The sequence below is a fragment of the Duganella sp. Root336D2 genome (genome assembly GCF_001425005.1).
Classification (GTDB): Bacteria; Pseudomonadota; Gammaproteobacteria; order Burkholderiales; family Burkholderiaceae_D; genus Rugamonas.
On sequence record NZ_LMDB01000037.1, the window covers coordinates 406,745 to 420,096 of the forward strand.

Consider the following 13,352-nt stretch of genomic DNA (forward strand, 5'->3'; position numbering starts at 1 on the left):
CATGGGCGGCCGCGCTCTGGTGCTGTTCGCGCATGGCGCCCGCTCCGCCAGTTGGGCGGCGCCGTTCGAGCAGCTGCGTAACATGGTCGCGGCGCGTGCGCCGGATGCCGATGTTTCGCTGGCTTTCCTGGAATTGATGTCGCCGCGCCTGCCGGAGCAGGTGGCTGCGCTTGCCGCGCAGGGCATCGACGATGTGACCGTGGTGCCGGTGTTCCTGGGACAGGGCGGGCATGTGCTGCGCGACCTGCCGCTGCTTCTCGATGAAATGCGCCTGGCGCATCCCGGCGTGGCGATTCGCGCCGTCGGCGCGGTGGGGGAGGACCCCACCGTGCTGCGCGCGATGACCGATTACTGCTTGTCGTCGCTGCCTTTGGCGTGAGCCACCATGGCGGCAATCGTGCTGCCGGGGTTGTCGAATTCGCGCTGCACGGCGTCGCGCAGGGCTTCCGACTTCAGCGATTCGATTGCGGCGGCACTGGCTCTGGCCAGCTCCTCATCTTCACCCAGGCGGCGCAATACTTCCACTACCAGGCGTACTTCCTTGGTGTAATTCAGCACGAAAGCCAGCAATTGCGGGGCGGAAGAGGTGTTGCCGCGCCTGGCCAGGTCTTCGGCGAAGTCGTTGACGCGTTTGGCCAGGGCGGCGATGCGGGCCACCGGGTCCGGCAGGTAGCGGCGCGCCAGCTGGAAATCTTCAACGGCCACCAGGGCCGGCAGGGCCAGTTCGGCGCAATCCTTGGCCAGTTCCGGCAGCTGGGCGTCGATCTGGGTGAACAGGTCGTGGGTGGCGCGTTCCTCGCCAAGCGCGCTGTTGATGGCGCTGACGTCATGGAAGCGGCCCAGCGTGGCGCTGCCGTTCAGGATGCGCTGGGTGTCGCGGTCGCGGATCGCCTGCAGTGCGCGGCGCGCCAGCGGGAATTGCTCGGCCAGGTAGATCCAGTCGCGCAGGGCAAAGGACAGGCGAACGCCGGCCAGGGTCGGGTCGTCCTCGATCGCATGTTCGTGGAACCACAGGTGGTCGCGCAGGGCATCTTCGTATTTGCCTGCCAGGCGCGCATTGCGGGCGCGCTCCAGGACTTCGTGGGCTTGGCTCATCTTGTTCCTCTCATTGCAAGAGGACGATATTTTACCTTTTTTGCTGCGGCCGCGGCGCCATTGCCTTGCCCAGCATGACCAGTACCGGTCCATGCGCGGCCGGCAGGCCGTGCGCCAGCTCGGCCAGGGTGATGCGTTCGAGGCGCTGGTCCGGCCGGCTGACATTTTCGATCACGACCACCGGGGTGTCCGGCGAACGGCCCTGCGACAGCAGGTTGTTGGCGGTGGCGATCGCTTCGCGCCCGCCCATGTACTGCACCAGCGTGTCGGTCGACGGGATGGTGAGTTCTTCCGGATGGCCCGGAGCAGTGGAGGAGGTGAAGAAGGCCACGCTGCGCGCCACGCCGCGTTTGGTCAGCGGCTGCTGCGCCGCGGCGGCGGCGGCAACCGCGGTGGTGATGCCGGGGACGACTTCGACCTCGATGCCGTGCTGCTCGAGCGCCGTCAATTCCTCGTCGGCGCGGCCGAACAGCATCGGATCGCCGCCTTTGAGGCGCACCACCATGCGGTAGCGCGCTGCGCATTCAACCAGTTGCTGGTTGATGACGCCTTGGGCGGTGGAGCGCTGGCCGGCGCGCTTGCCGACCGAGATCTTCTCCGCCTGCGGGCAGAGCGCCAGCATTTCTTCGGTCACCAGCGCGTCGTACAGCACGACGTCGGCTTGCGCCAGCAGCCGTGCGCCACGCATGGTGATCAAATCCTGCGCCCCCGGTCCAGCCCCAATCAAATACACTTTCCCGTATGGCATGCGCAGGCTCCTGTCTGGCGAAGTTTATTCGCCGAGGCGGATCATGCCTGCGGCTACTGTCTGGTGCGTGACTTCATCGATCAGGATGAAGGCGCCGGTGGCGCGGATATCCGAATAGGCATCGGCCGCCAGCGGTTGCTGCACGGTCAGCGCGATGCGCGCCACGTCGTTCAGCTTCAACGCATCCGCATCGTGCCGCTGCTGGGTGTTGATGTCAAGGATGGAGTCGATTTTGCTCACTTTTGCAGCGCTCTGCCTGGTGCCATGCTTGATCCAGTACTTGCGGCGCAGGTCCAGCGGTTCTTCGGACAGCCAGCACACGTCCGCGTTCACCTGCTTGAGCAGGTTTGCCGGCTGCGCGCTGGAGGCCAGCAGGTCGCCACGCGATACGTCGACGTATTCCTCCAGCACGATGGTAACGGACTGGCCGGCGCTGGCGCTTTGCAGGGAGCCGTCGAAGGTGACGATCTCCTTGACCGTGGCGCTCTGGCCGGAAGGCTGCACCACCAGCTTGTCGCCGACCGAAACGTTGCCGGCTTCGATACGCCCCATGTAGCCGCGGAAGTCATTGGCTTCGTGGCCGTTGTGGCGCGCCACCAGCTGCACCGGGAAGCGGAAGGCGGAGTTGTGCGATTCGTCGTACACCGAGAGGTCTTCCAGCAGCTCGATCAGGGTAGGACCCTGGTACCAAGGCATCTTGCCGGATTGCTCGACCACGTTGTCGCCGGCCAGCGCGGACAGCGGAATGGTCTTCACGTCCTTGATGCCCAGGGTTGCCGCGAATTCGCCGTATGCCTTGACGATGCGCTCGTACACGTCCTGGTCGTAGTTCACCAGGTCCATCTTGTTCACTGCCACCACCACGTGCTCGATCTGCAGCAGGTGGGCGATGGTGGAGTGGCGCTTGGTCTGGATCAGCAGGTCTACGCCGCCGTCTTCGCGCAGCTTCACTTTCGACACGTCGACCAGGAGGATCACGGCATCGGCGGTGGAGGCGCCGGTCACCATATTGCGGGTGTACTGTTCGTGGCCCGGGGTGTCGGCAATGATGAACTTGCGCTTGGGCGTGGCGAAGTAGCGGTAGGCCACGTCGATGGTGATGCCTTGCTCGCGCTCCGCTTCCAGGCCGTCGGTCAGCAGGGACAGGTCGATGGTGTCGCCCACGGTGCGCTTATGCTTGGCGCGCGACACGGCTGCCAGCTGGTCGGCGAAGATGCCCTTGCTGTCGAACAGCAGGCGGCCGATCAGGGTGCTCTTGCCGTCGTCGACGGAGCCGGCGGTGATGAAGCGCAGCAGGTTGCGTTCGTTCAGGTTCTCGTTCAGTGCGTTCATCAGAAGTATCCTTGCTTCTTGCGTTTTTCCATGGAGGCTTCGGAGGTCTGGTCGTCCATCCGGGTGGCGCCGCGCTCGGTGATCTGGGTCACTGCGGTTTCGGCGATGATCGCGCCCACGTCGGCAGCGTCGGAAGACACAGGGCAGGTGCAGGAGATGTCGCCCACGGTGCGGAAGCGCACTACCTGGGTTTCGACGGTCTCGCCTTCACGGGCCGGGGTCAGGTCGGTCAGCGGCACCAGCAGGCCGTTGCGCGGGATCACCTGGCGTTGGTGCGCGAAATAGATCGACGGCAGCGCCAGGTTTTCGCGGGCGATGTACTGCCACACATCCAGCTCGGTCCAGTTCGAGATCGGGAACACACGCATGTTCTCGCCTGGGTGGACGCGGGTGTTATACAGGTCCCACAGTTCCGGGCGCTGGGCTTTCGGGTCCCACTGGCCGAATTCGTCGCGGAAGGAGAAGATGCGCTCCTTGGCGCGCGCCTTCTCTTCATCGCGGCGGGCGCCGCCGATGCAGGCGTCGAAACCGTGTTCGGCGATGGTTTCCAGCAGCGTCACGGCTTGCGCGGCATTGCGCGAATCGGTGGCCGGGTTGCGCAGGCGCACGGTGCCCTTCTTGATCGAATCCTCGACGGAGCCGACGATCAGGCGTTCGCCCAGTTCGGCCACGCGGCGGTCGCGGAACTCGATCACTTCCGGGAAGTTATGGCCGGTGTCGATGTGCACCAGCGGGAATGGGAATTTCCCTGGGCGGAAAGCCTTTTCCGCCAGGCGCAGCAGCACCACGGAGTCCTTGCCGCCGCTGAACAGCAGGGCAGGGTTCGAGCATTCGGCGGCGACCTCGCGCAGGATGTGGATGGCCTCCGACTCCAGCGCGTCCAGATGGCGCGAGTTGACGTGTTGTTCTACCAGTGCGTTCATTTAGCTTACTTTCTTAATTCGAATCAGTTTGCCGTCTACCAGGTGCAAGCCGCATTCCTTGGAGTCCGGGTTTTCCCACCACCAGCGGCCGGCGCGTACGTCCTCGCCTGGCTGGATGGCGCGGGTGCAGGGTTCGCAGCCGATCGACGGATAACCCTGGTCGTGCAGCGGGTTGTAGGGCACGTCGTTGGCGCGGATGTAGTCCCACACTTCCTGTTCCGACCAGTCGGCCAGGGGATTGAACTTTTCCATGCGGTGCGAACCATCATACTCCTGCACCGGCAGGTCGGAGCGGGTTGCAGATTGGGCGCGACGCTGGCCGGTAATCCACGATTTTTTGCCGTTCAGGGCGCGGCCCAGCGGCTCCACTTTGCGGATGTTGCAGCATTCCTTGCGCAGTTCAACGCTGTCGTAGAAGGCGTTCAGGCCTTTCTTTTCCACGTAGGCGTCGATGTCGGCCTGCACCGGGCGGTACAGCGCGATCTCATAGCCGTAACGCTCCTGCACGCGCTCCACCATGCTGGTGGTTTCCTGGTGCAGGCGACCGGTCTGCAGCGAGAAGATACCGATCGGCAGGCCGGCCTTCAGGATCAGGTCCGTCAGGACCATGTCCTCGGCGGCCAGGCTGGAGGCGAAAACTGCAGGCGAGAACTCTTCCGCAACGCGTTCGAGCGTGGCGAGCGTATCCCGCACGCGGGTGGCAAGCTCGCTCATGGTCAGGCTCCTGCGGCAGGCGTAGGACGTGCGTGGCGGCGGAACAGCGGAACGCGCTGGTCGACCGATGCCTGGTAAGTCTCGCTGAACACGGTCAGGCCTTTCAGGGCGTCTTCAATGCTGCGGTCCGGGCGCGTGTCGTAGGCGTCGAAGCCCACGCGCTGCATCGAGAACAGCTGGTCGCGCAACACGTCGCCGATGGCGCGCAGTTCGCCGGTCCAGCCCAGGCGGGAACGCAGGTTCCAGGCATGGGAATAGCCGCGGCCGTCCGTGAACTTCGGGAAGTCGACTGCCACCAGCGCCAGGCGCGGCAGGTCGTCGCGCAGTGCGACCGGGTCCTCGTCCGGTGCCAGCCACACGGCGATTTCGCCGGCGGCAGCGCGGGCGGAAAGCGCATCGCGCTGCGCCAGCCAGGCTGCCAGCGGCAGGATCACGCGGCCTGCCGGTATTTCCAGTGCTGCCACGGTGGCTGCTTCGGCACCTTCTTCGGCGCGCACCAGGTTCCAGTCGTCGGCCACGATTGCGCGGCCCTTGATGATTTGCTTAGGCATATTCGTCTTCTCCTACCAGGCGGCCAGCGGTTTCAATCGGCGTGGCGTATACAAATTCCTTGAACGGGACAATGCCCAGGCGCTGCGCGGTATCGACGAAGCGCTCTTCCGGAGTGCGCTCGCGTACATATACCTGCAGCAGGCGGTCGATCACTTCCGGCATCTGCTGCGCGGAGAACGATGGGCCGATGATCTTGCCGATGGCGGAGTTGTTGCCTTGCGCGCCGCCAATCGACACCTGGTACCATTCGCTGCCGTCCTTGTCGACGCCCAGCACGCCGATATTGCCGACGTGGTGGTGGCCGCAGGCGTTGATGCAGCCCGAGATATTGAGCTCGAAGTCGCCGATATCGTGCAGGAAGTCGATATGGTCGAAGCGCTCTGCAATGGCCTGGGCGATAGGGATCGACTTGGCATTCGCCAGCGAGCAGAAGTCGCCGCCTGGACAGCAGATAATGTCGGTCAGCAGGCCGATATTCGGCGTTGCCAGGCCATGCGACTTGATCTCCTGCCACAGCGCGAACAACTGGGATTGTTCGACGTCGGCCAGCACGATGTTCTGTTCGTGGGTCACGCGCAGTTCTGCAAAGCTGTAACGGTCAGCCAGGTCGGCCATGTAATCCATCTGCTCGGCGGTCGCATCGCCCGGCGGTACGCCGGTCTTCTTCAGCGACAGCACCACGGCTGCGTAGCCCGGCACCTTGTGCGCTTTCACATTGCGCTTCAACCAATTGTTGAAGGCCTTGTTGTCGGCGTGGCCGGCAGCCGGATCGATGGCCGGCAGCGACTTGTAGGCGTGTGGCTGGAAGTAGGCGATGATGCGCTCCATCTCATCCAGCGTCAGGGTCTGCTCGGTGCCTTTCAGGTCTTCCCACTCGGCTTCCACCTGGCGGGTGAATTCTTCCACGCCCAGGGCTTTCAGCAGGATCTTGATGCGGGCTTTGTACTTGTTATCGCGGCGGCCATGCAGGTTATACACGCGCATGATCGCTTCGGTATAGGTCAGCAGGTGTTCGCGCGGCAGGAACTCGCGGATCACGGAACCCAGGATCGGGGTGCGGCCCATGCCGCCGCCGACCATCACCTTGAAGCCGATTTCGCCGGCTTCGTTGTGCACCACCGTCAGGCCGATATCGTGCACCGCGATGGCGGCACGGTCTTCCACGGCGCCGTTGATCGCCACCTTGAATTTGCGGGGCAGGGCGATGAATTCGGGGTGGAAGGTCGACCACTGGCGCAGCACTTCGGCGTAAGGGCGCGGATCGATGATCTCGTCGGCGGCCACGCCGGCGAATTCGTCGGAAGTGACGTTGCGGATGCAGTTGCCCGAGGTCTGGATGGCGTGCATTTCCACCGAAGCCAGGTCGCTCAGGATTTCCGGCGTCTCTTCCAGCTTGATCCAGTTGAACTGGATATTCTGGCGGGTGGTGAAGTGGCCATAGCCGCGGTCATACTTGCGGGCGATATGCGCGAACATGCGCATTTGCCTGGAGCTGAGCAGGCCGTAAGGAACGGCGATACGCAGCATATAAGCGTGGCGCTGCATATAAAGGCCGTTCTGCAAGCGCAGTGGCAGGAATTCGGCCTCGGTCAACTCATCGTTCAGGCGGCGTTGAACCTGGTCGCGATACTGCGCGATGCGTTCGCGGATGATGAGGTGGTCGTATTGATCGTATTGATACATAGCTTTCCCAGTAAGGCATGCCCAGAGTGGATTCAATGGTAATAAACTGGGGCCTTATTCCAAACAACATAGTCTTTATTTGCTTATATGCTGTTAAGGCATAAGCATCAGCGTAAAATATGCGCTGGGGAGTCCAACGAGAGCGAGAATGAACCTTCACCAACTGCGATTCGTGCGGGAAGCCGTGCGCCAGAACTACAACCTGACCGACGCCGCCAAGGCCTTGTTTACATCCCAGCCGGGCGTTTCCAAGGCGATCATCGAGCTGGAAGAAGAGTTGGGTGTTGATATTTTCACAAGGCATGGCAAGCGGATTCGCGGCCTGACCGAGCCAGGCCGGCTGGTTTTGTCCTCGGTTGAACTGATCATGCAGGAGATCGACAGCCTGAAACGGATCGGCAAGGAGTATGCGGCCCAGGACTCGGGCAGCTTCACCATCGCCACCACCCACACCCAGGCCCGTTACACCTTGCCTAAAGTAGTACAGGCCTTCATGCAGAAGTACCCGAAGGTGCGCTTGTCTTTATTGCAAGGCAATCCGAAGCAGATCGCGGAAATGGTACAGCGCGACCAGGCCGACCTGGCCATCGCCACCGAATCGATCGCCGCCATCGACGGCCTGATTACCCTGCCTTGCTACCAATGGGAGCACGTGGTGGTGGTGCCGCCGGACCATCCGCTGTTAAGGATCAAGTCCGTCACGCTGGAAGAAGTGGCCGAGCACCACATCATCACGTATGATGCCGCCTTCGCCGGCCGGTCGCGCATCGACCAGGCTTTCGAAAAGCGGGGCTTGAAGCCGGATGTGCTGCTGGAAGCGATCGATGCTGACGTGATCAAGACCTATGTGGAACTGGGCATGGGCGTCGGGATCATCGCCGGCATGGCCTTCGACCCTGAACGCGACCGCAACCTGCGGGCCGTCCCCGCCGGCCACCTGTTCGGCATGAATGTGTCGCGCGTGGCCGTCAAGCAGGGTGCCTACCTGCGATCCTATATATATACCTTCATCGAGCTGCTGGCGCCGACGTTGAACCGCAAGCTGATCGAACAGGCGATGAAGGGCGAACATGAGAACTACGAACTGTGATTAACGAAGACGAACTGTACGAAGTGCGCGAGCACATCGAAGAACTGCTGGATGGCCATGAGGTCCTGCAGCTGGAAAGCCTTGACCTGGATAGCCTGGAGGCCGCGCCGGGCCAGTATACGGCCGTCTACGCCGAGTTCCTGTGGTCCCAGTTGGGACGTGAAAAACAGGACAAGTTCCTGAAACAGCTGCGTGACAAGGTCGGCAAGGATGTGCTGCTGGTCTTGATGGGCGAAGACTATGTCGATGGCGAGAGCTTCCCGATCGCCCGCACCGACCAGCATGGAAATACCTACGAATTCCAGAAAGATGACGACGGAAACCGTATCGAAGTGATGAAGAACTACCCGTCCGACAGCTGGCTGCGCAAGCGTTTGGGCATCGCTGCGCGTGAAATCAAGGTCTTGCGGTCTGAATATTACTGGGTTGTTACATCACGCCTGAAGTAATTTTTTCCTGTCACATTGTTGAAGTAATTGAGGGGCAATATAGCTGCGTTTGAAACATTTCCCTCAACTTCAACAACGTAGGACAACAAGTGAAAAAACTTACTCTGGCAGCACTGATCATCGGCGGTTTCGCAGCACAAGCTCAAGCCCAGTCCAATGTGACCATTTACGGTATCGCTGACGCTGGCTTTGTCGCTGAGCGTGGCGGCGTGAACGGCAGCGTCAACAAGGTGACCAGTGGTGTGGGTTCGGCTTCCCGTCTGGGCTTCAAAGGTGTTGAAGACCTGGGTGGCGGCACTTCCGCAATCTTCGCAATCGAATCCGGCGTCAAGATCGACACCGGCGACCAGGACACCGCAGGCGTGTTCGCCCAGCGCCAGGCTTTCGTTGGCCTGAAGAGCGCTGAAATGGGCCAGGTCACCCTGGGCCGCCAGTACACCATGCTGTACAACGCCCTGTCGCAAGTTGCCGACCCATTCGGCGCCGGCTATGCTGGCAGCGCCAAGAACCTGTTCCCTACCGGCGGCGTCAATACCCGCCTGTCGAACTCCATCGTCTATAACTCGCCGGTATTCTCCGGCTTCAGCGTCGATGCGCTGTATGGCATGGGCGAGCAGGCTGGCGATAACACTGCCGGCCGCCAGTTCGGCTTTGGCGTGAACTACACCAGCAAGGAACTGAACGTTCGCCTGGTTCACAACAATAAGAACAACGACACCGCTGCCGTGGGCGCCACCCCAGCCGTGCGCAAAGACAAAGCCAAGAATACCCTGCTGGCTGCTAACTACGACTTCGGCGTCGCCAAAGTCTACTTCGGCTACGAAAAAGACAAAGGCGCCGGCTCGGCACCGCTGCCAGTGGCTAACGCCTACGGCCTGAAAGTTGCACCCAAGTCCTCCGCTGACAGCGCCGAATGGCTGCTGGGCGTAGGCGTGCCAATGGGCGGCGGCACCCTGGTTGCTTCCTACATCCACAAAGATGACAAGCAAAACGCCCAGGACGCAAACCAGTTCGGCATCGGCTACCTGTACGCCCTGTCCAAGCGCACCACTGCGTACACCGCGATCGCCAAGATCAAGAACAAGAACGGCGCCGGCTACACCGTTGGCAACAACACTGAAGCCGGTACGGGCGACAAAGCGTTCAACCTGGGTGTACGCCACGCCTTCTAAGCAGGTTTTGTAGCAAAGCAGTATCTCTCTCGAGGTGATTCATGATCTTTGGCGGGTCTTCGGACCCGCCTTTTTTTATGTGCCGCAGGGAAGGGGGATGCGGATCGCGATGTGCGTTCCGCTGCCGCCATCGACCTCCATGCTGCCGCGCATTGCCGCGACACGCTCGCGCATGCCAAGCAGGCCGAGCGCATCGGCCTTCGCCATGTCGCCGACGACAATGCCGCGCCCATCATCCGATATGTCGATGAGCAGTTCGCCGCCATCGCGACGGCATCGCACTTCTGCCGTGGCGGCGCCCGCGTGGCGGGCGATATTGGTTAGCGACTCCTGCACCAGCCGGTAGATGGCGGTGCTGTAACGCTCGTCGAGCACCAGGACCTCTGGCAGTGCATCGAGCAGGCAACTGATGCCGTGCCGCTTCTCGAATTCCCCCCGTAGCGACTCCAGCGCAAAGTACAAGCCTCCTTCGTCGAGCGCGCGCGGGCGCAGGTTGCCTGCGATGCGGCGCAGCGAGCCGATGGCTGTGACGAGCAGGTTGTCCATGCTGGCCAGCCGGGCCTCGGCATCCGGGGAGCCAGGAACCTGTTGCTTCAACAGTGTGAGCTCGACGCGCAGGGTCGCCAGCAGTTGCCCCAGGTCGTCATGCAGTTCGCGCGAAATATGGACGCGTTCATCCTCCCGGATTTCCGCCAGCGCGGAATCGGTGGAGCGGCGTCCCTGGACGCGGGTGCGGGGATTCTTCAAAGTCGGCCTCCTGGCGGCAGCAACCACCAAGACACCGTATTACAGCAAGCCGCCGGACGGCTTGATCTGGATCACATCTGTTTGAACAGATGGAGGAAGGAGCGGCTCACTTCCAGCTTGTCTGGGCGGCCTTTGATCATCACCAGGTGGCGGCCACGGATGTCGCGCGTTACCCCTTCGATGGCGTTGACATTGACCAGGGTGGCGCGGTGGATCTGCCAGAACAGGGATGGGTCCAGTTCTTCGGCCAGGTCGCGCACCGGTTTGCGGATCAACGCTTCGAATTTATCGGTCTGCACGCAGGTGTATTTTTCATCCGAGCGGAAGAACAGGATCTCTTCGACCGGGATCATGCGCAGGTCGGAACCGATGCTGGCCTGGATCCACTGCAGGTACTTCGCCTTTGGCGAAGCGATCTTTTCGGCCAGCTGATTCAGGATGGCTGCCATGTCGGCACCTTGTGCCGCGCTGGCCGCCGGCGAGGCCAAGCGGCCTTTGAGGCGCTCGACGGTGATCTTCAGGCGCTCCGGCTCCGGCGGTTTCAGTACGTAGTCGACTGCGCCACGCTCGAATGCCTCCACCGCGTAGGCGTCATAAGCAGTGACGAACACCACATTGCTCTTGTTGCCGATTTCTGCGGCTGCTTCCATGCCGGTCTTGCCCGGCATGCGGATATCGAGGAAGGTGAAATCTGGCTTCAGCTCATCGACCAGTTCGACTGCTTCGTCGCCGTTCTTGGCTTCGCCGAGGATCTCCAGCTCCGGCCATACTTGTTCCAGCCGCATGCGCAGCTGGTCGCGCATCAGTCGCTCATCATCGGCAATAATTGCTGTGGGCATAGTGCTCAATATTAGGAAATAAGAAGTATCAATTATTCAATGGATCGCAGCGTATGGCAATCGCTTATTCCGAACGCGCCAACTGGTACGGCACCTCGATTATCGCGATTACGCCGCTCGGCTGGTTGGGCTCGATTTTCAGTGAGGCCTGGTCGCCGTGCAGCAGCTTCAGGCGCTCGCGGATATTGGTCAGGCCGAGGCCGGTGCCAGTGCTTGGCTTGGCGCCAAAGCCAAGGCCGTCGTCGGACACGGTCACGCGCAGCTTGCTGTGTGCTACATCGGCGCGCACTTTCAGGTAGCCCCCTTCGGGCTTGCCTTCCAGGCCATGCTTGATGGCGTTTTCAACCATCGACTGCAGCATCATCGGCGGGAAGGCGGCGCTGCGCAGGCCTTCGGGCACGTCGAAGTCGACGATGAGGCGCTCTTCCATGCGCATCTTCAGCAGGGCGAGGTAAGCCGCCACCATATCGGACTCGCTGCCGAGCGTGCTGGTCAGCTTGTTTTCACGCATCTGCGGCAGCACGGCACGCAGGTATTTGATCAGGCTGCGCTGCATGGCCGAGGCGCGGGGCGGATCGGTTTCGATCAGGTGCTCGACTGAAGCCAGGGTGTTGAACAGGAAGTGCGGCTCGACCTGGGCCTGCATCATCTGCATCTTGGCTTCGCTCAACTGGCGCTGCATGGATTCGCGCTCAGCCGCAGCATTGGCCACCTGCGCCTCCGCTTCTGCCTTCTTCTTACCACCAACCAGCGCCTTCATCGCAAAAAGTGCCAGCAAGAGCAGGGTGATGAAACTGGTGAACCAGGTCGAAGCCTGCTTATGGTAGCGCGAGACTTTTTCTTCAGCTGCGCTGTCCACGGCCTGTTCCAGTGCGTTGGACAATTCTTCGCCAATCTGCGGCGGCAGTTCGATGTGGACTTCTTCTCCCGGCATTGGAGCGGCCGGCGCGGCCGGTGGCGCGGGCTTTGCCCTGTTAGCCGTTGGCGCTGGCGGGGCAGGGGGCGCCGGGGCTGCGGGATCTGCCGGTGCAGCCGCTTCAGCCGGCATGGCCGGGGCCGCAGCTTCCGCAGCGGCAGTCTCTTCAGTATCGCTGTCGTCGTGGCGAGCGCTTGCTGTTTCGTCGCCGCTTGCTTCTGCGCTGGCCTGTTTCTTGATCTTCCCGGCGCGCGGGTTGAAGTGGATGCCGCTGTCGTCAATCGTGATATTTGGATCCGCGTTGCCCGATTTTGCGCGCTTATGCGAGCGGATTGCCATTTCTTCCTCGCGCGAAGGCGAGAACAGTTCATCCTGCAAGATCGACGCAGCAATCATGGACAGGGCCGCGAACAGGAAGAACTTCCACCACGACAGGTGCGTCACCCAGCCGGTCGTCGCATCAAAGCCCCGGTGGAGCCAAGCCAGGATGGTTTTTGCTGTGTCTTGTGCTTGCGGTGTTGGAAACATGCGCGACTTTCTATTGAATATGGGGCAAGTGTAGATAAGCTTGTGCAAAGCCGCCACCGGCGTGCGACAGAATGCAGAAATACGGGAATAGAAGAATGCCCTTGCGGACAGTCGGATCGTTTGCTATAGTTCTGTCCCTCGCAACGCAGTGCTGACAAAACAGCAGAGCGAAACGAGAAAAAGAAGGGGTTGACGAGCTGCACGCTGTACCGCATAATCTCGCTTCTCTGCTGCTCGCAACGCAACACTGTTAAAACAGTAAGCGAAACGAGAAAAAGAAGGGGTTGACGAGYTGCACGCTGTACCGCATAATCTCGCTTCTCTGCTGCTGACGAACACAACGCTTCGTGCAATAAACAAGGCAGCGATCTTTAAAAATCAACAGTCGATAAGTGTGGGCGTTTGACGAATATGCCACGAGCCTTCGGGCTCGATGCTCAAAATATTAGTTGTAACGCTCGCACAAAATATATTAAACGTAATCTCGCAAGAGATTCGTCAGTATTTTGAGTGAGTGACCTCCGGCAGCAATGCTGGAAAAACAGAGATTAAACTGAAGAGTTT

The 13,352-nt window shown here is 61.3% G+C and carries 14 protein-coding genes; 4 read left to right on the top strand and 10 right to left on the bottom strand.

The features are described 5' to 3' along the window. The first annotated feature begins 1 nt into the window (after nucleotide 1). Nucleotides 2-379 carry a sirohydrochlorin chelatase gene (locus ASD07_RS26235; RefSeq protein ID WP_055937456.1) on the top strand — a complete coding sequence of 126 codons (378 nt, stop codon included), beginning with the start codon at nucleotides 2-4 and terminating at the stop codon, nucleotides 377-379. Here ASD07_RS26235 and ASD07_RS26240 read toward each other — a convergent pair. Genes ASD07_RS26240 through ASD07_RS26270 form a run of 7 tightly spaced genes read right to left on the bottom strand, consistent with a single transcriptional unit; the run spans nucleotide 349 to nucleotide 7,047 of the window. Next, nucleotides 349-1,095 (bottom strand): hypothetical protein, encoded by a 747-nt coding sequence (locus tag ASD07_RS26240; protein WP_055937459.1) that lies wholly within the window; start codon nucleotides 1,093-1,095, stop codon nucleotides 349-351. The two genes, ASD07_RS26235 and ASD07_RS26240, sit on opposite strands and share 31 nt — an antisense overlap. Nucleotides 1,096-1,126: 31 nt before the next feature. Next, nucleotides 1,127-1,843, bottom strand: coding sequence for a uroporphyrinogen-III C-methyltransferase (gene cobA / locus ASD07_RS26245; RefSeq protein ID WP_055937463.1), 717 nt, complete (start codon nucleotides 1,841-1,843; stop codon nucleotides 1,127-1,129). A gap of 24 nt (nucleotides 1,844-1,867) precedes the next feature. Continuing rightward, nucleotides 1,868-3,175, bottom strand: coding sequence for a sulfate adenylyltransferase subunit 1 (locus tag ASD07_RS26250; RefSeq protein WP_055937466.1), 1,308 nt, complete (start codon nucleotides 3,173-3,175; stop codon nucleotides 1,868-1,870). Then, on the bottom strand, nucleotides 3,175-4,098 hold the full coding sequence (gene cysD / locus ASD07_RS26255) for a sulfate adenylyltransferase subunit CysD (protein WP_055937470.1): 924 nt from the start codon (nucleotides 4,096-4,098) through the stop codon (nucleotides 3,175-3,177). The genes ASD07_RS26250 and cysD overlap by 1 nt, the downstream gene beginning before the upstream one ends. After that, entirely contained in the window at nucleotides 4,099-4,812 is a 714-nt protein-coding gene (locus ASD07_RS26260) for a phosphoadenylyl-sulfate reductase (protein ID WP_055937474.1), read from the bottom strand. It abuts the gene before it with no gap. Nucleotides 4,813-4,814: 2 nt separating this feature from the next. After that, nucleotides 4,815-5,363: a DUF934 domain-containing protein gene (locus ASD07_RS26265; RefSeq protein WP_055937477.1), complete on the bottom strand. Its 549-nt coding sequence runs from the start codon at nucleotides 5,361-5,363 to the stop codon at nucleotides 4,815-4,817. Continuing rightward, nucleotides 5,356-7,047 (bottom strand): nitrite/sulfite reductase, encoded by a 1,692-nt coding sequence (locus tag ASD07_RS26270; RefSeq protein ID WP_055937480.1) that lies wholly within the window; start codon nucleotides 7,045-7,047, stop codon nucleotides 5,356-5,358. The genes ASD07_RS26265 and ASD07_RS26270 overlap by 8 nt, the downstream gene beginning before the upstream one ends. Before the next feature lie 148 nt (nucleotides 7,048-7,195). Here ASD07_RS26270 and ASD07_RS26275 point away from each other — a divergent pair, with 148 nt between their 5' ends. The 3 genes from ASD07_RS26275 (at nucleotide 7,196) to ASD07_RS26285 (ending at nucleotide 9,758) form a co-directional block, all read left to right on the top strand. Then, on the top strand, nucleotides 7,196-8,137 hold the full coding sequence (locus ASD07_RS26275; protein ID WP_055937482.1) for a CysB family HTH-type transcriptional regulator: 942 nt from the start codon (nucleotides 7,196-7,198) through the stop codon (nucleotides 8,135-8,137). Next, the gene (locus tag ASD07_RS26280; RefSeq protein ID WP_055937485.1) at nucleotides 8,134-8,586 is read left to right on the top strand and encodes a hypothetical protein; all 453 of its coding nucleotides are present in this window, start codon (nucleotides 8,134-8,136) and stop codon (nucleotides 8,584-8,586) included. Before ASD07_RS26275 ends, ASD07_RS26280 begins: the two co-directional genes overlap by 4 nt. 89 nt (nucleotides 8,587-8,675) lie before the next feature. After that, on the top strand, nucleotides 8,676-9,758 hold the full coding sequence (locus ASD07_RS26285) for a porin (RefSeq protein WP_055937488.1): 1,083 nt from the start codon (nucleotides 8,676-8,678) through the stop codon (nucleotides 9,756-9,758). 75 nt (nucleotides 9,759-9,833) lie between these two features. Here ASD07_RS26285 and ASD07_RS26290 read toward each other — a convergent pair whose 3' ends face one another. The 3 genes from ASD07_RS26290 to ASD07_RS26300 form a co-directional block, all read right to left on the bottom strand. Further along, the gene (locus ASD07_RS26290) at nucleotides 9,834-10,505 is read right to left on the bottom strand and encodes a sensor histidine kinase (protein ID WP_055937491.1); all 672 of its coding nucleotides are present in this window, start codon (nucleotides 10,503-10,505) and stop codon (nucleotides 9,834-9,836) included. Between the two features lie 71 nt (nucleotides 10,506-10,576). Continuing rightward, entirely contained in the window at nucleotides 10,577-11,344 is a 768-nt protein-coding gene (locus ASD07_RS26295) for a LytTR family DNA-binding domain-containing protein (protein ID WP_055937494.1), read from the bottom strand. Between the two features lie 64 nt (nucleotides 11,345-11,408). Further along, nucleotides 11,409-12,788, bottom strand: coding sequence for a sensor histidine kinase (locus ASD07_RS26300; RefSeq protein ID WP_055937496.1), 1,380 nt, complete (start codon nucleotides 12,786-12,788; stop codon nucleotides 11,409-11,411). Between the last annotated feature and the right edge of the window lie 564 nt (nucleotides 12,789-13,352).